Raw genomic sequence first — 22,075 nt, 5'->3', positions numbered from 1 at the left:
TTAGCGGATAATACGGGATGATGCGAAAATATTGGCAACGATGGCTCACACTCGCCACATTTGGCCTCGTGTTTTCAGGCTATGCGACAAGTGACCCCCTCACTTGGCCATTAGAGCAGCGCACGCCATTCAATGTCAAAATCCAGCAATCCCAAACATTAAACTACTTACCACTGACAAAAGCTCAAAAGCCTTGGCGGATCTGCGCCCTAGTGCCACACCTTAAAGATGCCTACTGGATTGGCATTGATTATGGACTGATCCAACATGCCAAAGCCCTTGGCGTCTCACTCGATCTCTTCGAAGCAGGCAGTTATTACCATAAAGATAAACAACTGGCACAGCTCCAAAGCTGTATGCAAGGCGACTATGATGCCATCTTGCTCGGCTCAGTCAGCCCAGATTTACTCGCCCAATTTACAACACCGCTCACTAAACCCGTGTTAGCCCTAGTCAATAAACTCAATAGCGACCGAGTCCAAACCCATATTGGCGTGAACTGGTATCAAATGGGGTTACTGGCGGGTAACTTCATCAAAGCCGATGCTGCATCACAACATCCACATCAAACGGCAAATTTGGCACTCTTGGCCGGACCAGAAAACGTAGGTGGCACAGATTTAGTTGAGCAAGGTATACGTCAGGCGCTTGAAGGGAGCCAAGTCAAGATTAGTGCCATTCAGCACGCCGATAATAATCGCAATTTGTATCGTGACCAGTTGCAGATGCTGCTTAAAGCTCAGCAGCCAGATTATATTCTCGGCAGCGCAGTGGCAATTGAGGCCGCCATTAGTACTTTGAAACAAAAGGGATTAAGTAACAGAGTCAAGCTAGTAAGCAGTTACTTGTCCCCCGCCATTTTACGTGGGCTAAAACGGGAAAAAGTCATCTACAGCAATGATGATTTAGTCGTGTTACAGGGGAAACTCGCAATTGATGTCACAGTGAAACAACTCGAAGGCGCTAAGGCATTTGGCGATATAGGCCCAGCGATCATCAAGCAAACATCATCCTCTAACACTTTGTCCCAATTAGACTTCAGCCTAGCTGAAGCCGACTTTTACCCTCTGTACCAAGTGCGACCTAACTCACATTAATCGTCCACTTTAGCGGCAAACAAATAGCCTTCACCATGAATAGTGACAAACAATTCAGTGTCGAGTTTATTGCGAAGACGGCGAATGATCACATCGATCGTCCTGTCATTGACATCCAGATTGCGGTGGCTGGTTTGCTGCATTAAACGCTCGCGGGATAAGACTTGCTGCGGATGCAGGGCAAATGCGGCCAGTAGCTCGAATTCCGCTTTGGTGAGTTTGATCAATGCATCACCATGGCGTAATTTGCGGCTGTTGAGTTCGAGTTGATAACCTTCGAAACTGATCACATCGTCCGGTTGAGATAATTCTTCGGCGACCGCCAGCTCAGCTTGCTTCACAAGGGAAATCCGCCACAGAAGGTTTTTTACCCTAACCAGCAACTCCCTCAGTTCGAAAGGTTTAGTTACATAATCATCGGCGCCCATTTCGAGACCAACGATTTTGTCGATAGATTCATCCCGTCCAGACACCAGAATGATACCCACATGGGAGCGGCTGCGCAGTTCACGGGTCAGGCTCAAACCATCGACACCGGGCAAATTGATATCTAGCATGATCAAATCGATATGTTGGCGATTAAATTCGTACCACATTTGCTCTCCATCGGCAGCTTCAACGACGCGATAACCTTCCTTTTCAAAATATCCCTTCAATCGCGCACGAATAACCGCTTCATCATCGACAACGAGCACACTATAAGCCATTTTCAATTTCTCTTATTTTACTTAAGTGAATTATTCATACTTTTTCATATTTGCATATGCGTGAAAGGTTAAATATGCGATCTCGGTAGCTTTATTGAACAAAAAATTGCTCTGCTTTTACAGTCACATTAATATGGCATATGCTTAGGGACACTGATGGGACTACACTTAGCTGACTATGAAAGAAAAAGGATTGGGTATGGACGAAAGGCGCAAGTTTTCGCGGATTCTATTTGCCACTAATGCACATCTACAACAAGGTGTTGCACAGTGGGAGACGACCATTCTCGATTTGAGTCTAAATGGCGCTTTGGTCGAAGAGCCGCAAAATTTTATCCACTCGGGTGATGCTATTACCCTCAGTTTTATCTTGCCCGAATCTGATATTGAGATCCGTATGGAAACTGAGTTGGTCCATCAAAAAAATGCCCAATTAGGCTTGAAGTGTAACTTCATCGACGTCGACAGCATCAGCCACCTAAAACGTATGGTGGAGCTTAACTTAGGTGATGCTTCCTTGCTGAATCGCGAACTTATGTTGTTTATCGAAAAACACAATATCACAGATTAAAACACTCGCTCATAAACACAAACAGCGCCTAATGGCGCTGTTTTGCTTGCTGACATTAATCTCACTCGCGAGCATTTGATGTTAAATCGCTTCTAGCGCTTCGGATAACTTAGATACACCCACGACTTCCATTCCCGCAGGAGGCTTTTTCGGCACATTGGCCTTTGGCACGATGGCGCGCTTAAAACCATGTTTAGCGGCTTCAACTAATCGCTCTTGGCCATTGGGCACAGGCCGAATTTCGCCAGATAGCCCCACTTCACCAAAGGCGACTAAATCGCTAGGCAAAATATCCCCACGAAAACTCGATACCATAGCCAAGAGTAACGTTAAATCGGCACTGGTTTCTGTCACTTTCACGCCGCCCACCACGTTCACAAACACATCCTGATCCGACATCTGTAAACCGCCGTGGCGGTGCATCACGGCAAGCAACATGGCTAAACGGTTAGCATCCATACCCACAGCCACGCGGCGCGGGTTAGACATGGCCGAGTTATCCACCAACACTTGCAGTTCCACCAGTAGCGGCCGTGTGCCTTCCCAGACCACCATAACAAGCGAGCCAGAAGATTCCTCTTCACCACGGGAAAGGAAAATTGCCGAAGGATTGGCGACTTCTTTTAAGCCGCGCTCTGTCATGGCAAATACGCCTAACTCGTTGATCGCACCGAAACGGTTTTTGTGGGAACGCAAGGTACGATAACGACTATCGCTATCGCCTTCGAACATCACTGAACAGTCAATACAATGCTCCAATACCATAGGTCCCGCCAGACTGCCATCTTTCGTCACATGGCCGACCATGATCACGGCAATGCCATTTTCCTTCGCAAAACGCGTTAAGTAAGAGGCGGATTCACGTACCTGCGACACACTACCAGGGCTCGATGCCACATCGCTCATGTGCATCACTTGAATCGAATCAACCACTATAACCTTGGGTAATTCTTTGAGGGCCACTTCGCAAATTTGTTCAACGCTGGTTTCAGACAACATCCGCAGTTTATTAGTTGGTAAACCAAGGCGATGGGCGCGCATGGCCACTTGCTGCAAGGATTCTTCACCTGTGACATAGAGTGCAGGCATTTGCTCGGCCAGATGACACAAGGTTTGCAATAAAAGCGTACTCTTACCCGCGCCTGGATGACCGCCAATCAAAATGGCAGAACCTGGCACGATTCCGCCACCGAGCACTCGGTCTAACTCCCCGAAATGACTCAATATTCGTGGCAGAGCATTGAGATCGATTTGATCTAATGTCTTCACTTCATTGCTGCTCGCACCAGCGTAACCGACAAACTTAGTGCTGCGCCCAGGAGAAGCCGCACCGAGCCTGACCTCAGTAATCGTATTCCATTCCTGACAAGCACTGCATTGTCCTTGCCAACGGGGGAAGTCTTGTCCACACTCATTACACACGTACGCTGTTTTATTCTTTGCCATAACTCATTAAAATCTGTATAAAATCAATTTAAGTAACGATGAATACTGCCGACATAAGACTAACAGTCCAATACAAAATAAGCATTAAAAAGAACCCTACATGAGTTTAGATAACCATAGTGCACTCATCGAACAGCTCAAGCCGTTACTCATGGAACCTAACTTCCAAGAGATTTTCCAGCAGCTGACGATAGATGAAACCAATTCGACCCGTTTTCTTGTGAAAATGGAATTGAGTCGTTTGGCTTCGCCTTGCACTCGAATTATCGATCTCAGGGATAAATCTGAGCTTGCTTGTACTGAAGTCATGTTAGGCCAACAGCGACATTTTTTAGACGAGCCCGCTAAAAACAGTATGCATGAGGCCATGTCACTGTTTCGCAACCAATATACCTTAGGTGTGTATGAGTATGTGCTCAATGCTCACCAACAGCGTCGGGTAAAATTACGTCAAGGTGTGACTCAAGTTGAAGCCGCCGAACCAGAACCTTTTATGGTGCCCGGCGTGGTATTAGGCAGCTATTTCAACCGCGCCGAAGAACGGATGAATTACAGTATTCGCATTGCGGCATCACAAACGGGTCGCGGTGAAGTGCCAGGGATCACGGCAGATTTATCTATCGGCGGCGCCCGTATTCGTCTTGCAGCCAATCATCCCTTCGATCTCGACCAACCACTCAAAGTTAAGTTACTGGAACTCAGTGAAGAGTTTTACTATCCAGATCTCCAGCTAGGAGTGGATTATCAGATTGTCGATAGCCAAACCAATGGCGAATATATTTGGCTAAGACTCAAACGCCTTGGTGGCAGCGAAGCCTTAAGTGAAATGCTCGGCAATTTAATCCGCGGCTATAAACTGCGTTACAAGGTAGATGTCAATGATGTGATAGTGAGTGCAACAGGACTCGGATTTGAACGCCATTATTTACCCCACCTGCCTCACTTACCTTTGTATTTCAATACTCTAACCCAAGGTTTGAGTCACATGCTACTCAGCCGTGACAACCAACAGATAGTGCATTATTTTCAAGATGAGAATGATGTCAGCCAGTTACCAGCCATGTTGACGCCAAGTCGAGTATCGGCATTGCTGAGTCATCCAGAAAATCCCGACCACGGGCTATTTTTTAGCTTTACCTATAATGCCCAAGGCTGCTTATATTTTTACTCTGCCACCTTAGCGGAGCTTAAAGCTAAGGGCATGATGCCTTTATTCCTTGGCTTTGCATCGACCAAACCTAGCTGGCGGATCTTTAAAGTTACCCAAGATAAAATTTATCATGATAAGGGCTATCGCCGCGCAACCCTGCCGGGCGATGAGGCTAAATTCAGCCCACTGGTCGAACAGCAGTTATCGCAGTTTAGTCATTTACTGCAGCTCATCGATATCAGCAATGAAGATGCCAGAGGGCATTACAAAGCCTGGCAAGACAACAGTAATGCCAATGCCCTTAAAACCTTTGGTCAACAACGATTAACCGCCAATCAAATTAAGTTAGTTTCCATGCAGTTTAGCGAGCGACGCCAAGAGGCTCGTTTCGCCTTTAAAACCTTAGTCAACGTGACGCAAGACAAGCTAAAAGCCACGGGCATTACTTTAGATATTTCTAGCCGTGGCATGCAATTAACCTTAGACAATCCGACAGAGTTCTCATCGAATAAACCGCTACTGTTAAGCTTCCCTAAACTACAAACCATTGCGGGGAAAACACAGTTAGATAATCTCCCTTACCGTTTAGTGCGCACCCGTAAGAATGGTGTAACACTGCATTTAACCGCAGTCATGGGCCATACACCCCATGTGGGGGTCGAGTTTTTAAATAAACTGATTGCCCATAATAAGGAAAAGTTAGAACAACTGACTGAGAACAATAGTGAAGCGAATGAACTTGCAGATGGTTTAAAAAACATTTTGATGCATGATCTGCATTCTGTGCCCTACTTTGTTGAAAAAACGACAAAATCGGCCCAAGTCGCGTGTTTAGGCGTCGGCACGCGACAAGATGAGATCAACGATATTTTTGCTGCGGGCACCTCAGATACTCTGCAATATAATTTAGCGCCGCTGCTAAAAGACGGTTTCTTTAAACGGGATATTCTCGAACCTATTCGCCAAATGAAACCCCAGCAAGATATGGATTTTATTGAAGTGTTTGTTCAATTGATCCGTCAATCACGTGGCAAAATCTTTTTAAAGTGTACTCCCGCCACGGAAGTCGGTGAAGTTGATGCTCAGATAACCTTTATCAATCAGAGCAAAGCAGTAGGCCGATTCCTCGCCCTACGCATTTACCGTGGCGCGACAGAGAAGCCAGATATGAGTTACCTGCGCCGCGAGTTGGAATACATTAATATTCATGCAAACCATAAAGCCAAACAGTTAGAAGAACAACTATGGCGAGTGATAGGTGTCGGTGAACTCTTGGATATCACCCAAGAGGTTGAACTAAGATACCCTGCGCTCCACAAAAAACAGTCTTAACCATTTAACACCGCCAAATCAAAACTTAAATACCAATCACTAATTTTGGGAAAATGATCGCTGGTGGCATCTAAATGCGTCAGCATATCGGCATGACCATAGTCATGCTTAAAGCCATTCTCCTTAGAAAGAAGCGTTGATTTAACTCGTTTAAAGCCACACTCTGCGACCATATCCGCCACATCTTCGGGATGCCCCAGCACAGTATCGCTCTGTCCTGAGATAAACCAAGCCGGTGGCCAATGAGCGCGCTTTGCCGCTTTCGCATAATCAAATCTATCGTCGTGATCAATCCAATCACCCCGCACCCAATCGATACTTTGAACTAACGAGGCGCGGCTCTCATTATCCATACCGATGCGCAGCTTATCGGCAGCAAGATAACCTTGGCCCATCGCTAAGCCTGGCGCTAGACGGTTCCAAAAGACATCGACCATCAACCACTTTTTGAAGGACTTAACCCGAATCGTCCGCTTGCTACCGAACGTGAGTAACGAACGAACGCTTTGTTGTAACTCAGGATAACGGACCAGACTGCTCGCCATTAATACCCCGCCCCATGAATGGGCGCACCAATGCACCTGCGAAGGCGCCACGGCTTTGCGAGCATATTGAGCTGTCTGTTCTTGACAGGCTTTTTGATGTAAATCGAGAATGGCCTGCTGCACTAAAGGTAATTGCTCGCGGATCACTTCACCTTGCCCTAAGGTAAAATCACGATCGATTTTCGGCAAACTGAGCCCTCTGCCAGCGGTATCCAACACATACACCACAAATCCCGCCTTAGCCAAAAAACAACCTAGGCCACGGCCACTTTGGCTATAGAACACCCGACCATTAGACATAGCACCGTGGAGCATGAGAATAGGCGTTTTAGAAAAATCAGGCACCGACGGTAATAACTGCCGTAGATGCAGCTGTCCATCGCGGTACGGCAGGTAGATTGAGGACTGTGAAATGGGTGATGTTGCGCCTTGGGCGAGCTGAGTCAAAATAAGTCACTGGTAGTTTATCAATCTCCCTAAACTACCAGTTCATCGATAAAAGACAAGAGTCATTACTCTAATTCCGTCTTTACTTAGACTTTCATCTCGACTCAAACTTCAAATAAATGAATAGCCTAGATTTGCAACAGATAAGGTAAAACGCGCAGGTCAAGATGGCGAATATTCGCATCCGCCGCGGCTACCAGCTTAGGTTTGGCATGGAAAGCGATACCAAAATCCGCCGCCATCACCATAGGGATATCATTCGCGCCATCACCGATAGCAACTCTTTGGCCTTTTGGAATGTCCCACTGCTCACTGCAACGATCAACCACATCCGCCTTAAACTGCGCATCCACCACTTTACCCGTCACTTCACCCGCGAGTTTGCCATCAGTGATGACTAACTCATTAGCAAAGGCCGCATCTAAGCTTAGCAGCTGCTTTAAATGGCCCACAAAAGGGGTAAAACCGCCGGATGCCACCACTAAGCGCCAGCCATGGGATTTAAGCTCCAAAAGCATGGGCTCAAGCCCTGGCATTAAAGGCAAGTTATCGCACAAGGTCTTGATAATACTGGCGTCAGCGCCCTTAAGCTGTGCCACGCGCTGACGCAGACTCTGTTCAAAATCCAGTTCGCCTAGCATAGCACGTTCAGTAATCGCCGCCACGCGCTCGCCAACACCCGCCATGGCCGCTAATTCATCAATGCATTCAATCTGAATCGCCGTAGAATCCATGTCCATCACTAATAAGCCGGGATGATGCAAGCGAGGCAAATCAACATGGAGCACATGCAGTTCAGCCAAAGACTGAGGAAATGCCGCTAACTGTGTCTGAGAAGGCATATTCACCAGCGCCAACTCGATGCAATGTAAGCCAACTTGGCGTTTGATATGGGCAATACCGATAACGTCAGACGAAGGCAATGCCGCAATCCAAGCCGATATCGCTGCCTGCGCTAACGTATCTTGATAGATAACCCGCAAACGCGAAACACCAGCGGGGTTTGCTGACTCTTGATAACGTTCAAACACTTGCCCTTGGCGTTCAAACCTTGGGGAATGGTCAGAGACTAACCACAAAAAAAGCGCATCTTGGTTCAAGCTTTCCATCGGACTTAAATTCTCCAACTATCGGGCTCACTCAGAATCAATTATGATTAGGCAAGCGCTCTACATTTTAAGGGTCAAAGTGTTATATCTTAAAGGGCTAAAGAAAAGCCATAAAATCAGTAGACTGATCCAAATTGCCGCCGCCTTCGCCTTGATATTCGGCTTAGTACAATTGTGGCAGACAAGCCTACTACAAGGTCAGCTGCTTCTAAAGTCCCAAACTCAAAAGATGGCCAGATTACTGGTACAGCAAACCGCTTATGGTGCAGCGCCCGCGCTACAACTGCAAAATGATGAGCAGTTGCAATGGCTCGCCAGTGCTTTAGTGGAAGATCCTAAGGTGATGTCTGCGGCTATCTTCAGCGACCAAGGCATGCGGTTATCTTTCGCCCAAAGTATCACTAAGGATGTAGTTGATCCTGACTCGGAAGAAATGAATTTGCTGCTAAGCAAATATCCTCCCTATGTAGAGCCCGTGATCCAAGAAGGGAAAAATCTAGGTTATGTCGAAGTCAGGCTTGATACCAAGTTATTTTTCAACGAAATCAAAGAAGCCCATAATTTAAACATGGAGCAACAACAAATCATGCTGCTGGTTGCAGGCTTGATTGGTATGTTGCTTTCACGCTCTTTGTCTTTCAAACGCGCCGATTTTGACCGCCGCCGCTTTCGGGTTAAATTGCGTCAATCGCCGAAAAAATCTAAGAAAGAATCCTCAGCTGAAGAGCCATCTGAAAGTGCGAGTGATGGATCAGCGCAAGTGCTAACCGAAGATCAACCTGTGTCGACCACTGATCATCCACAAGAGAAAGCGGCTAAATCCACTAAGGCGCCAAAAGCAGTAACAGAGACAAGTGTCGATAAGCTCACTCAGACCAGCGTGCAAACTAAGGCCGAAAAAACGTCAGAAAAATCATTGGAATTACAGGATAATACAGCAGTTGAAAACGCGGCAAACGATGCGGAACAAGCGGCACCTGTAAAGGTTAAACCTAAGGTTAAAAGTGTCCGTCAGGTAAAACACGCGGCTAAAGCAACAGCCGTTACGACCGAAACCTCGACGCCAAAAACACCCAGCGAGTCAAGCGATCTCGACACAGATTCAACCGGTTAATCTCTATCTCAATAGAGAGGAAGATAGGACAACTCATCTATTGATAGCTAGGTTCTTGATAAGTCATAAACAACCAGTTTCTAATAACCAAGCCATAAATAACAAAGTCGAATAGAAAAGCCGCTAAGAATTGGCATAAAAAAGGGTCCGCAATGCGAACCCTTTTTTCAGTAGCACACTCTTATACAGTTACAGTGTAATCGCCGCTTCTAATGTCATGATGATCATGTCATTGAATGTGGTTTGACGTTCTTCTGCAGAAGTCTTTTCACCGGTGCGGATATGATCAGATACAGTCACAACGCACAGGGCACGTGCACCAAACTCATGGGCAACGCCGTACAAACCAGCCGCTTCCATTTCTACGCCTAATACGCCCATCTTCTCCATCACGTCAAACATTTGTGGATCAGGAGTGTAGAACAGGTCCGCAGAGAAAATGTTACCTACGCGAATTTTAGTACCACGAACTTTCGCAGACTCGATAACCGCATTCATCAGCTCATAGTTAGCGATAGCGGCGAAATCTTGGCCTTTGAAACGTAAACGGTTAACCGCTGAGTCAGTACATGCACCCATACCAATGATCACGTCACGTACTTTAACGTCAGTGCTGATCGCACCACAAGTACCCACACGGATTAGGTTTTTAACGCCGTAATCACGAATTAATTCAGTTGCATAGATAGAGCATGAAGGAATACCCATGCCAGAACCCATAACTGAAATACGCTTACCTTTGTAAGTACCAGTAAAACCTAGCATGTTTCGAACATCAGTCACTTGCTCAACATTTTCTAAGAATGTTTCAGCAATATATTTTGCACGTAATGGATCGCCTGGAAACAGCATTGTCTCAGCGAATGCGCCCTCTACAGCATTAATGTGTGGTGTTGCCATCGAAATAACCCCTGTTTATTTTATTAAGACTTAAGTCTTTGTTTACTGGCGGCAAATGTCAGCCGCCAAATCGAAATAAATGCTAATTTGCCTAAAGGAACGATTCGCCATAGGCCATAGGTTCAAGCTTAAAGTGGCTTGCAATAGATTGGCCGATATCGGCAAAGCTATTACGGCGCCCCAGAGAACCGGCTTTCAATCCAGCGCCAAAAGCTAATACTGGCACATATTCACGGGTATGATCTGTGCCTTGCCATGTTGGGTCGCAACCGTGATCCGCGGTTAAAATCAGCAGATCATCTTCACCCAATAATGCGAGCATTTCAGGTAAACGGGCATCGAAATATTCTAACCCTTTGGCATAACCTGCCACATCACGGCGATGACCGTAGTGCGAGTCGAAATCCACGAAGTTAGTAAACACTATAGTGTTATCGCCCGCTGATTTCACTTCGGCTAAGGTCGCATCGAAAAGCGCTTCTAAACCGTTTGCCTTCACTTTTTTAGTGATACCGCAGTAAGCATAAATATCTGCAATCTTGCCCACACTCACGACTTCACCGCCCGCTTCTTTCAGCTTGTCTAATACGGTTTTTGCCGGTGGCTCTAGTGAATAATCCTTACGATTGCCGGTACGGGCAAAGTCACTTGGGCCAGTACCATCAAATGGACGGGCAATGACACGACCTATGTTGTAAGGCTCTAACTCTTCACGGGTTATCTCGCAAAGACGATAGAGATTTTCTAAACCGAAGGTTTCTTCGTGGCAGGCGATTTGGAACACAGAATCGGCTGAGGTATAGAAAATAGGCATGCCAGAACGCATGTGCTCTTCGCCTAACTCTTCTAAAATAGTTGTGCCAGAAGCATGACAATTACCTAAGAAACCGTCCAGACCCGCACGGGCTAAAATCTTATCCGTCAGTTCTTTAGGGAAAGAATTTTGGTGTTCGCTGAAATAACCCCACTCGAATAGTACGGGTACGCCCGCCATCTCCCAGTGACCGCTCGGCGTATCTTTACCCGAACTTAACTCTTGCGCATGACCATAAGCACCAATCAGCTCAACATTATCGCCAAAACCTGGGGCAAAGGCGCCCGTGCTTTCCATCGCCGCATGACCCAAACCTAAGCGCGCTAAGTTAGGTAATTTCAGCGGACCTTCACGGCCAATATCAGCTTTGCCTTCGGCGCATGCTTTAGCAATATGACCAAAAGTATCGGAACCGACATCACCAAAGCTTGCTGCATCTGCAGAAGCACCGACTCCAAAAGAGTCCAACATCATAATAATGGTACGTTTCATAATTCTTCCTTAAAGATCCGCTGCACGAATATAGGCATAGATCTCAGGTGTTTTTTCTGGAGCAGTTTCACCAATGTGAATCGCTTTTTTCACCGCAAGTTCCGCTTCAGCGAACGCGGCTTCAGACTGTGCATGGATAACGGCAATCGGCGTAGATGAATCCACTTTATCGCCTAGGGCACACACTTGGGTTAAGCCAACACTATAGTCTAGTGCATCACCGGGCTTACGGCGGCCGCCACCTAAGGTCACAACCGCTAAACCTAACTCACGGGTATCCATGCTGTAGGCATAACCTTGCATATCGGCAAAAACCGGGCGAATAATTTGCGATTGCGGTAGGTATTTACTGTAGTTTTCAACAAAATCGACCGGACCACCAAGACCCGACACCATCTTGCCAAAGAGTTCTGCAGCGCGACCATTGTCGAGTACACGATTCAGTTTAGCGCGAGCATCGGCTTCATTGCTTGCAAGACCGCCTAGAAGCAGCATCTCAGCACAAAGACCCATAGTGACTTCATATAAACGCGGGTTACGGTAAGCCCCCGTTAAAAAGTCGATGGCTTCTTTCACTTCAACCGCATTACCTGCACAAGATGCAAGCACTTGATTCATATCGGTAAGCAAAGCCGTCGTTTTAGTACCCGCGCCATTTGCAACAGCGGCAATACTGCGAGCTAATTCTTCCGATGCCTCATAGGTTGGCATAAAAGCGCCGCTACCGACTTTCACGTCCATCGCCAACGCATCTAAATTACAGGCTAATTTCTTAGACAGGATCGATGCTGTGATGAGGGAAATGGATTCAACGGTGGCGGTATTATCGCGAATAGAATAGAAGCGTTTATCGGCAGGGACGAGATCGCCCGTTTGGCCAATAATCGCCACCCCGACTTCTTTAACCACTTTGCGGAACAATTCACTTGAAGGCTCAGTTTGGTAACCCGGAATGGCATCAAACTTATCGAGCGTGCCGCCAGTATGACCTAGGCCGCGCCCAGAAATCATAGGCACATAACCGCCACACGCCGCAGCCATAGGGCCGAGCATGAGGCTAATCACATCGCCCACACCGCCAGTGCTGTGTTTGTCGATGACAGGACCGTTGAGTCCCAATGATTGCCAATTAAGCACAGTGCCAGAATCACGCATTGCTGTCGTTAAAGCGATTCTTTCATCCATATTCATGTCATTAAAATACACCGCCATACCTAATGCGGCGATCTGACCTTCAGATACGGAGTTGGTGGTGATACCTTGAACAAAGAACTGTATTTCTTCGGAACTTAGCGCTAAACCATTACGTTTTTTACGAATAATCTCTTGAGCTAGAAACATGATACTGCCTCCAAGATAGACACTAACAACCCTGTCGCTAGTGCTTATCTTTGCAATGAAACATCAAAACTGTAGCAATATTACAAGTTCATACTATCGAAGTTTTGAGTTTGCCAAATAGATTTAGGTCACACTTAATTAGGCTCGCTATACGCTGATAGTATTAATCAGCGATAGTTTTCGATTAATAGCCTTGAGTTGGCTTAGGCGCATCAGCCAGTTCTAGTGTGTGCAGCAAGCTGTTTAATAAGCTTGAAGCACCAAATCTAAAGGTACGCGGTGAAACCCAGTCAGCCCCTAAAATACGCTCAGCAACTCCGAGGAACTCAGCCGCTTGTGCAGCATCACGCACACCACCGGCAGGCTTGAAGCCTACTTGGGTATTCTTTTCGCTGATCACAGTTAACATGATCTCAGCCGCTTCGAGTGTGGCGTTTACAGGCACTTTACCCGTAGAAGTTTTGATAAAGTCAGCACCCGCATCGATTGAAAGCTCAGATGCACGGCGGATAAGCGCAGGATCAGCTAACACGCCAGATTCGATGATGACTTTTAACAAGACTTCACCACAGGCTTCTTTACAGGCTTTAACTAATTCAAAACCAATCGTTTCATTGCCTTCCATCAGCGCACGGTATGGGAATACCACGTCAACTTCGTCGGCACCATAGGCAACGGCAGCGCGGGTTTCGAGTACAGCAATGGCAATGTCATCGTTGCCATGGGGGAAGTTAGTCACAGTGGCGATTTGGATATCTTCAGCACCGATTTCATCGAGTGTCTTACGTGCAATTGGGATGAAACGTGGGTAAATGCAGATAGCGGCAGTATTGCCCGCAGCCGTTTTCGCTTTGTGGCACAGGTCGATCACTTTTTGATCTGTGTCATCATCATTCAAAGTCGTTAAGTCCATTAACTCGATGGCGCGTTGTGCTGCTTTTTTTAAATCAGTCATAATAGCTCTCCAAAATAAAAATTAAATGAATAGAAATCAGTCGCATAAAAGCAACGCTTAAGAGGTGGCATTATTTTGATTATTTTTATGGCCGGGCCTTCAGGCGGTGCCGAGTAATTTGCTTATACAAACTACCTTGTTGTAGGTATTCAATCTTGCCTAAGTCATAAAGAGCAATAGGCATCCTGACACTTAAAATAACTTATAAGTGACCACGACTTGAATCCTTGAAGACCGGAAGAGAGGATACGAATAAAATCTTGCTCCTACTTTTCCGCGAAAAATCCATTTTAGCGCGAGAAAAACACAAACCTTTATATAAACCCACTTGTTAGCCTAATAGGCTGAGATAAAGACTCATGGCAAAACAAAGATGGAGCCGCATAATGCGGCTCCAACAAGCACTAGTATTACAAGAAATTAGAACTTGTAAGTAGCTGTGAAGTAATGTGCCCAGCCAGTAGTGTCGAGACCATAAGTGCCACCGTCTTTAAGCAGGTAAACATCTTTAAAGCCTTTCAGACCATAACCTAGAGCATAGTTATCTGAATGCCAGTATAGGCCAAAGAACACGTTGCCACCGTTAGTAGTGAAAGTCGTATTCTGATAAACACCATTTGTATCATAGGCATTTACTTCATCAGCGCCAAATTGATAATCAACATAGCCTTGGAATGATAGGAAGCTCTTGTTATCAAAGAAGTAGAAAGGTTTGAACCAGTTAGCAGAGAACTGGTAACCATTCCAATCCTTAGCATTGATATCGTAAGTGGCATATAAGTTCATGCCAGTTTTACCTAACCAAGGTACCATAACGTCAGCACCAATACCCCAGAACGACATGTTTACATCGCCTGCGTTATTGATTTTTTGTGGACCAGGATGATCCTCGACATCAAAAGAAATGCTTTGACCTTTAATTGCACCACCACCCCAGTTAAATAGAGTAGAGAAGTACACTTCTTGAATTGGACCCACTGAAAGATCTAATCCTGTGATTGCATCCAGTGAAAAACGTGGAGCAAATTTCATGAACATTTTGCTTGCACCAGCAACTTTGTCGCCAGAACCGCTGTTTGCTAAGTTGAATACATCAACATAACCATATAGGTCAATAACGCCTTTACGGCCACCAAACTCCATTTCAAGGTAGTTATGTTCTGCATCGGCACCTGGAGCAATTGGGTGTTCATCAATTGCATACATGGCGTTGAACTGCATCCACTTGTAATCTGTTGCGTAGATATCAGAACGGTCAGCGGCAAATGCGTTGCCAGAGATTGCAGCTACAGCAGTAGCGGCTAAAGCTAAAGTTTTAACGTTTTTCATCATCAACCCCATTTATCTTGTTTGCTACCATCGAGGGTAGCGTTCTTTTTGTGGCGCTCGCATTCTACCTAGATTAAAAAAAATCTCAATAATCTAGCGTAAAATCACAAACACAAAATTCTTAATTGTGAACAAAGTCGCGACTTCTGCATTACGATTAATTAACTTAACCGTAGAACTACGACATTAAAGACAGAATGACAGCTACATCTCAGTTGCATTCTGTGTTTTTCAATTGGAGAAACTATTCACTACAGGAATCACTACTGGAAAATGGTTGAATTAACTTAGGTCCCGCCCTGCATGGTCAGGACCTAGTTAGTGGGGTTTCCCCCGACTGCCGCTCATTAACTTACATAGCTAAGAACAGACCAGCAAGTGTCGCACTCATTAAGTTAGCTAAAGAGCCGGCGATAACCGCACGAATACCCATTGTAGCTAAGTCATGGCGACGAGTTGGAGCCATAGCACCTAAACCACCAAGCAGAATCGCGATTGAAGACAAGTTAGCGAAACCACACAGAGCAAAGGAGATAATCGCTTTGGTTCTGTCAGTCATTGCTAGACCCGTTTCAGCTACTACCATACCGCCATCAGCGATGTCTTTCAGGTATGGAGCAAAGTTTAAGTAAGCAACAAACTCGTTAACTACGATCTTTTGACCGATGAAAGAACCAGCTACTAATGCTTCATTCCAAGGCACACCGATAAGGAATGCTAACGGCATGAACACATAGCCAAGGATCAGCTCAAGTGTTAACTGAGGCATGCCCACCCAACCACCGATACCACCAATGATACCGTTGATCATAGCGATCAAACCAACGAAGGCTAACAGCATAGCACCTACGTTTAGTGCTAAGTGCATACCAGATGAAGCACCTGCTGCAGCTGCGTCTAACACGTTAGCTGGTTTGTCAGGATCTTCTGGCAAATCGCTCATGTCATTCTTAGCAACTTCAGTTTCAGGGTGCATCAGTTTAGCCATTAATAGACCACCTGGTGCTGCCATGAATGATGCGGCAACTAAGTACTCGATAGGTACACCCATCTGCGCGTAACCAGCCAAAACTGAACCCGCGATTGACGCCAAACCACCCACCATGATCGCAAACAATTCAGACTGCGTCATAGTTGGAATGAATGGACGAACCACTAATGGCGCTTCAGTTTGACCCACGAAAATGTTAGCTGTTGCTGACATTGATTCTGTACGGCTTGTACCTAATGCTTTTTGTAGCGCGCCACCGATAATACGGATAACCCACTGCATGATGCCTAAGTAATACAGCACAGCAATCAATGAAGAGAAGAACACAATAACGGGTAACACGTTAACTGCGAAGATGAAGCCAAGTTTAAAGTTAGCTAAATCACCGAACAGGAAACCGATACCGTTTTGTGCGTAACCAATAACGCTAGAAACTGCATCAGACATACCTTTCAGAATGTCTTTACCAACAGGAACGTACAGTACAAAACCACCGAAAGCGGCCTGGATAGCTAAAGCGCCACCCACTGTACGTAAATTAATTGCTTTTTTGTTATTCGATAGGAGGAAACCTATCGCAAGTAGGGTGACCACCCCTACTAAACTCATCAATATATTCATTAACCATCACCCTATTGTTAACACTTTTTAATTATGTTGTTAATCAACCTATTTCCGAGTCAGATTATACCCGAGCCCAAGTCGAAAATCGTCGTTTTGATCATATTTTTGGAGTTTAATTTCAATCGCTTAGTGGAGAATGCTAGTGCGACCTACACCTGTTTATTTAAAAACAACTAAAGGTCAAACAGTTGCATAGCATTCGACATCAAGTGTTCTGATATTAGAACACTTGATTTTTTTTGCAAAGTAGCGATTTTGTCTATAAAAAGAACAAGGTTAGCGGGTTGGTTACGTTTTTCAGTAACATTTATCGGCGTCATTGCCGGAGAATCAGTCTCAAGTATGAGGTGCTCGAGTGGGAGTTCAGTGACTGTTTTGAGTAATTTTTTGGCATTGGGATTCATAATCAAACCACCAATTCCCAACTTAAAACCTAACTTAATATATTCCTGTGCTATCTCAACACTGCCAGAAAAAGCATGTATCACACCGCCTCTAGGCAATTGATACTTTTTTAAACAGGCCAAAACCTCGGAATGCGCTTTAACACTATGAATAATCACCGGCAGATTAACGGATTTAGCTAACGTCAATTGCGCCTCAAAAAACGCTAACTGCTGCGGCCAAGTAGCGGAGTAAAGTTTATCTAAGCCACATTCACCAATAGCAACAAAACGAGGACATTCGAGCAACGCGGCAACTTTAGATGTTAATGCTAAGATTCCTGCATCAACATTCTCTGGGCAAAACCAAGGATGGATGCCAAGGGCAAAATAGGTTTGATATTGTGCGGCAACAGCGAGCTGTTTGTGCCAGTGCTGCGGGGACATGCCAGGAATAATCAGATTATTAACCCCAACACTGTGCATTCGCTGCACTACAGTATCGCGGTCAAGATCAAACTCGGCAAAATCTAGATGTGCGTGGGTATCAATCACTTCAAATACCTCACTCTGCGGTCGATTGACCGTTTGAATGCGCTTCAGGCGGCAATGCCGTTTCATCAGCTGCTGTCGTTTTAGCGCATTTTATCGCTAATGGCGGATCTTCAAGGCGTGGCATACAACAACGACGATTTTCGGGTGTCAGCCCCATGCGGTCGCACCACTGAATATAAACCTGCCATGTTTTTGTGATCCAATTCGCCATCATTCACATCCAAAACCGTTTTTAGATTTCATTAGATACAAAAAAGGCGGTGAATTCACCGCCATTTCAACCACTATTTTGAACCTGACCTAATTAGTGCTCGCGGGTTTTCGCAAACTCAATATCAGGATATCTTTCCATTGCAAGATTCAGGTTAACCATAGTTGGCGCAATATAGGTTAAGTTATCACCACCATCGAGTGCTAAGTTTTGGCTACACTTGCGGCGGAACTCTTCAAGCTTACGCTCATCCTTACAATAAACCCAGCGAGCAGTCGAAACGCTAATGCCTTCGTAAATGGCTTCAACGTTATATTCGCTCTTAAGACGACCAACAACCACTTCAAACTGCAACACACCCACGGCGCCAACAATTAAATCGTTAGTATCGATTGGGCGGAATACTTGCACAGCGCCTTCTTCAGACAACTGTACTAAGCCTTTTAACAGCTGCTTTTGCTTAAGCGGATCGCGCAGACGAATACGGCGGAACATTTCAGGGGCGAAGTTAGGCACACCAGTGAAACGGAATTTTTCGCCTTGGGTAAAAGTATCGCCAATACGGATAGTGCCATGATTATGTAAACCGATGATATCGCCAGGGTAAGCTTCCTCGGCACGCTCACGATCGCCCGCCATAAAGGTCAATGCATCGCTAACGTTAACATCTTTACCAATACGCACATGGTGCATTTTCATGCCTTGCTCGTAACGACCAGAACACACACGCATAAAGGCGACACGGTCACGGTGTTTTGGATCCATGTTAGCTTGGATCTTGAACACGAAACCGGTGAATTTCTCTTCTTCAGGCATAACTACGCGTGCATCGCTTTCGCGCGGTAATGGCTTAGGTGCCCACTCAACGATACCGTCAAGAATATGATCCACACCAAAGTTACCTAACGCGGTACCGAAGAACACTGGCGTCAGCTCACCTTTCAAGAAAGCCGCATGGTCAAATTCATGCGACGCGCCGCGCACTAATTCCATCTCATCGCGCAAATCAGCAGCGTAACTGCCAATCGCTTTCTCAAGATCAGGGTTATTAATGCCTTTAATTACACGACGCTCTTGAATAGTGTGTCCCATACTGCCTTGATACAAGACCACTTCATCACGCAGTATATGGTAAATACCTTTGAATTCTTTACCGCTGCCAATAGGCCAAGTAATAGGTGCGCAGGCAATATTCAGCACGCTTTCGACTTCATCCATCAGATCGATAGGATCACGGATATCGCGGTCGAGTTTGTTCATAAAAGTCACGATCGGCGTATCGCGCAGACGTGTCACTTCCATCAACTTAATGGTACGCTCTTCAACCCCCTTAGCGGAGTCGATGACCATCAGACAGGAGTCAACAGCGGTCAGAGTACGATAGGTATCTTCAGAGAAGTCTTCGTGACCAGGCGTGTCGAGTAGGTTAACGAGGGCGCCACCATAGGGGAACTGCATCACAGACGTAGTAATAGAAATACCACGGTCCTTCTCCATTTCCATCCAGTCAGACTTAGCATGCTGACCCGATTTTTTGCCTTTAACCGTTCCCGCTTTTTGCAAAGCGTTTCCGAATAACAGCACTTTTTCGGTAATGGTTGTTTTACCCGCGTCGGGGTGCGATATAATAGCAAAAGTGCGTCGCTTATTGATTTCTATAGACATATTTATTAGGTCTTACTCGTTAATCAGTCAGTTTGTACACATGCTTGTACACAAAATGAAAATAATGATTTGTCATTTGATATCTTGGCGCGGAGTATAGCAGAATCATTCAATTAAAATCGCGCTCAAAAATCAGCTTGTCATAGATTTTATGAACAGCCTGTATGGCATTGAACAATCGCATACTGATGAATCTCTGAGCTGCCTGTGCGGCGGTGAACCATACAGCTAAGCAGCCAAACTTATTAGACAATTTCTAAGCCGCCTGTGCGGCGGTGAACATCCACCTTTCAGCGGTTCAATATCGGTCTTTTTTCTAAGCCGCCTGTGCGGCGGTGAACCACGCAGCTTTTACCCTATCCCACGATTCCTTTTTCTAAGCCGCCTGTGCGGCGGTGAACGACTCAGACATTGAATGAAGCCTCCAACCATTTTTCTAAGCCGCCTGTGCGGCGGTGAACTTGATTTCTACTCTGGCACGCAATTGAATCAATTTCTAAGCCGCCTGTGCGGCGGTGAACGTGAACTGCTGCTCAATAAAGTTGATGTTAATTTTCTAAGCCGCCTGTGCGGCGGTGAACACATTAATTGGTGGCTATGCGTCATGCGGCATTTTCTAAGCCGCCTGTGCGGCGGTGAACGATAACATGTTAGACAATACTGCTCGCGGACATTTCTAAGCCGCCTGTGCGGCGGTGAACGTCTGCGATGCTTGCTGTGGTGACATACCTCTTTTCTAAGCCGCCTGTGCGGCGGTGAACAAACTGGCGCTGGGCAGTTAGGGGCCCCATACTTTCTAAGCCGCCTGTGCGGCGGTGAACCGGAATCCGCTGGTTTGTTTACTTTCTCAGGCTTTCTAAGCCGCCTGTGCGGCGGTGAACACTCTGCCAGTCGGTCATACTCTGCAGCGGCTTTTCTAAGCCGCCTGTGCGGCGGTGAACGTTTTGCATGATCTCGTGGTCATCAGTTGCCGTTTCTAAGCCGCCTGTGCGGCGGTGAACCGCACAATACAGATTATATTAAACTCGCCGTTTTTCTAAGCCGCCTGTGCGGCGGTGAACTGAATGCGCTATGGGCTCCGAGTCTTGTTAGCTTTCTAAGCCGCCTGTGCGGCGGTGAACAAAATGCTTTAAGTAAGCTTTTAATTGCTTATTTTCTAAGCCGCCTGTGCGGCGGTGAACTGGGGATTATTAAGGGGATTTATCCCCTTGATTTTCTAAGCCGCCTGTGCGGCGGTGAACGACCTTCCTCGAGAGGAATTTGAACCTCTATATTTCTAAGCCGCCTGTGCGGCGGTGAACATGCAGAGTTGTCGGATAGAAATCCTGCTGATTTTCTAAGCCGCCTGTGCGGCGGTGAACATCCAGTACAGGTTCAAATCCCTCTTGCTGAATTTCTAAGCCGCCTGTGCGGCGGTGAACCACGAGTACCACCAAGTACAACATAAGCAGCATTTCTAAGCCGCCTGTGCGGCGGTGAACATATGAAGGGAGGTTTGTATGTGTTCGCGCACATTTCTAAGCCGCCTGTGCGGCGGTGAACATGGCTATGCAGGCACTAAAGTTTTAATAACTTTTCTAAGCCGCCTGTGCGGCGGTGAACAGTGGCTACTGGCGTTGAGGTCGTTGTTGGTTTTTCTAAGCCGCCTGTGCGGCGGTGAACTTGGCGTCTTCGTAGGCACAGATAGGGGGGCATTTCTAAGCCGCCTGTGCGGCGGTGAACCGTAAGCCAGGGGATAAATCTGATGTTGATTGTTTCTAAGCCGCCTGTGCGGCGGTGAACATCAGCGACCAAGCATAGCGATTTACGTTGCATTTCTAAGCCGCCTGTGCGGCGGTGAACCGCATAAAGTTGTTGCACTGCAAAATATTTGCTTTCTAAGCCGCCTGTGCGGCGGTGAACATGCGGGTTCGAATCCCGTCATCACATTGATTTTTCTAAGCCGCCTGTGCGGCGGTGAACGACGTGGCTAGATAGAAATATCAATCCACTGTTTTCTAAGCCGCCTGTGCGGCGGTGAACGAAATAGGTCAGCAAATACTTTACTTTGACGATTTCTAAGCCGCCTGTGCGGCGGTGAACGTTAAGTGCAGTCATACCCTCAGATTTAATGTTTTCTAAGCCGCCTGTGCGGCGGTGAACCTGAGCCGTCAAGCATTAGAGCATAGAATCAATTTCTAAGCCGCCTGTGCGGCGGTGAACTTGATTACTTGGCAATCTCTGGATCAACTGATTTTCTAAGCCGCCTGTGCGGCGGTGAACTTACAGGGGTGATGATATCAAATCAAAGTTTTTTT

Annotated in this window: 17 protein-coding genes and 1 CRISPR repeat array (1 of these 18 cut by a window edge); of the genes, 4 read left to right on the top strand and 13 right to left on the bottom strand. The window is 46.3% G+C overall.

Annotation, left to right across the window (positions count from 1 at the left end; all coding sequences use genetic code 11):
- Nucleotides 1-20: 20 nt before the first annotated feature.
- A complete protein-coding gene (gene torT / locus FW758_RS17460) occupies nt 21-1,097 on the top strand; it encodes a TMAO reductase system periplasmic protein TorT (RefSeq protein ID WP_446446060.1) in 1,077 nt (358 codons plus the stop codon).
- On the opposite strand, the gene torR is transcribed toward torT, so the two are convergent.
- The gene (gene torR, locus FW758_RS17455; RefSeq protein ID WP_006082694.1) at nt 1,094-1,804 is read right to left on the bottom strand and encodes a two-component system response regulator TorR; all 711 of its coding nucleotides are present in this window, start codon (nt 1,802-1,804) and stop codon (nt 1,094-1,096) included. The genes torT and torR overlap by 4 nt on opposite strands.
- Nucleotides 1,805-2,003: 199 nt before the next feature.
- Here torR and FW758_RS17450 point away from each other — a divergent pair, with 199 nt between their 5' ends.
- On the top strand, nt 2,004-2,375 hold the full coding sequence (locus FW758_RS17450; protein WP_006082695.1) for a PilZ domain-containing protein: 372 nt from the start codon (nt 2,004-2,006) through the stop codon (nt 2,373-2,375).
- 81 nt (nt 2,376-2,456) lie between these two features.
- Here FW758_RS17450 and radA read toward each other — a convergent pair whose 3' ends face one another.
- Entirely contained in the window at nt 2,457-3,821 is a 1,365-nt protein-coding gene (gene radA, locus FW758_RS17445) for a DNA repair protein RadA (protein ID WP_446446051.1), read from the bottom strand.
- Between the two features lie 100 nt (nt 3,822-3,921).
- On the opposite strand from radA, the gene FW758_RS17440 reads away from it, so the two are divergent.
- The gene (locus tag FW758_RS17440; protein ID WP_446446050.1) at nt 3,922-6,303 is read left to right on the top strand and encodes a PilZ domain-containing protein; all 2,382 of its coding nucleotides are present in this window, start codon (nt 3,922-3,924) and stop codon (nt 6,301-6,303) included.
- On the opposite strand, the gene FW758_RS17435 is transcribed toward FW758_RS17440, so the two are convergent.
- Together FW758_RS17435 and serB are read right to left on the bottom strand one after the other, a co-directional pair.
- Nucleotides 6,300-7,295 (bottom strand): alpha/beta fold hydrolase, encoded by a 996-nt coding sequence (locus FW758_RS17435; RefSeq protein ID WP_446446049.1) that lies wholly within the window; start codon nt 7,293-7,295, stop codon nt 6,300-6,302. The genes FW758_RS17440 and FW758_RS17435 overlap by 4 nt on opposite strands.
- Before the next feature lie 128 nt (nt 7,296-7,423).
- Entirely contained in the window at nt 7,424-8,404 is a 981-nt protein-coding gene (gene serB, locus FW758_RS17430; protein WP_446446048.1) for a phosphoserine phosphatase SerB, read from the bottom strand.
- A 79-nt stretch (nt 8,405-8,483) separates the two neighbouring features.
- On the opposite strand from serB, the gene FW758_RS17425 reads away from it, so the two are divergent.
- A complete protein-coding gene (locus FW758_RS17425) occupies nt 8,484-9,518 on the top strand; it encodes a YtjB family periplasmic protein (RefSeq protein WP_446446047.1) in 1,035 nt (344 codons plus the stop codon).
- A gap of 189 nt (nt 9,519-9,707) precedes the next feature.
- Here the strand turns inward: FW758_RS17425 and deoD are convergent, their stop codons facing one another.
- The 9 genes from deoD to prfC all read right to left on the bottom strand — a co-directional run bounded on the left by deoD (nt 9,708) and on the right by prfC (nt 19,778).
- Entirely contained in the window at nt 9,708-10,418 is a 711-nt protein-coding gene (deoD, locus tag FW758_RS17420) for a purine-nucleoside phosphorylase (RefSeq protein WP_006082701.1), read from the bottom strand.
- Nucleotides 10,419-10,509: 91 nt separating this feature from the next.
- Nucleotides 10,510-11,724 carry a phosphopentomutase gene (locus tag FW758_RS17415; protein ID WP_106651298.1) on the bottom strand — a complete coding sequence of 405 codons (1,215 nt, stop codon included), beginning with the start codon at nt 11,722-11,724 and terminating at the stop codon, nt 10,510-10,512.
- 9 nt (nt 11,725-11,733) lie between these two features.
- Nucleotides 11,734-13,065 carry a thymidine phosphorylase gene (gene deoA / locus FW758_RS17410; protein WP_446446046.1) on the bottom strand — a complete coding sequence of 444 codons (1,332 nt, stop codon included), beginning with the start codon at nt 13,063-13,065 and terminating at the stop codon, nt 11,734-11,736.
- A 184-nt stretch (nt 13,066-13,249) separates the two neighbouring features.
- Nucleotides 13,250-14,020 carry a deoxyribose-phosphate aldolase gene (gene deoC, locus FW758_RS17405; protein WP_006086931.1) on the bottom strand — a complete coding sequence of 257 codons (771 nt, stop codon included), beginning with the start codon at nt 14,018-14,020 and terminating at the stop codon, nt 13,250-13,252.
- A gap of 420 nt (nt 14,021-14,440) precedes the next feature.
- A complete protein-coding gene (locus tag FW758_RS17400) occupies nt 14,441-15,349 on the bottom strand; it encodes a nucleoside-specific channel-forming Tsx family protein (RefSeq protein ID WP_446446059.1) in 909 nt (302 codons plus the stop codon).
- 352 nt (nt 15,350-15,701) lie between these two features.
- Nucleotides 15,702-16,961, bottom strand: coding sequence for a NupC/NupG family nucleoside CNT transporter (locus tag FW758_RS17395; protein ID WP_006086933.1), 1,260 nt, complete (start codon nt 16,959-16,961; stop codon nt 15,702-15,704).
- 176 nt (nt 16,962-17,137) lie between these two features.
- The gene (locus tag FW758_RS17390; RefSeq protein WP_446446058.1) at nt 17,138-17,902 is read right to left on the bottom strand and encodes a TatD family hydrolase; all 765 of its coding nucleotides are present in this window, start codon (nt 17,900-17,902) and stop codon (nt 17,138-17,140) included.
- Nucleotides 17,903-17,912: 10 nt separating this feature from the next.
- Nucleotides 17,913-18,116: a hypothetical protein gene (locus FW758_RS17385; protein WP_311899853.1), complete on the bottom strand. Its 204-nt coding sequence runs from the start codon at nt 18,114-18,116 to the stop codon at nt 17,913-17,915.
- A 90-nt stretch (nt 18,117-18,206) separates the two neighbouring features.
- Nucleotides 18,207-19,778: a peptide chain release factor 3 gene (prfC, locus tag FW758_RS17380; protein WP_446446045.1), complete on the bottom strand. Its 1,572-nt coding sequence runs from the start codon at nt 19,776-19,778 to the stop codon at nt 18,207-18,209.
- A gap of 193 nt (nt 19,779-19,971) precedes the next feature.
- A CRISPR array of direct repeats spans nt 19,972-22,075; the repeat unit is 28 nt; unit sequence TTTCTAAGCCGCCTGTGCGGCGGTGAAC; it runs 1,345 nt beyond the window's last position.

This window comes from Shewanella sp. 1180_01 (genome assembly GCF_052850535.1).
The sequence above is the reverse complement of the archived record's forward strand: the minus strand, read 5'-3'. Positions and strand labels throughout refer to the sequence as shown.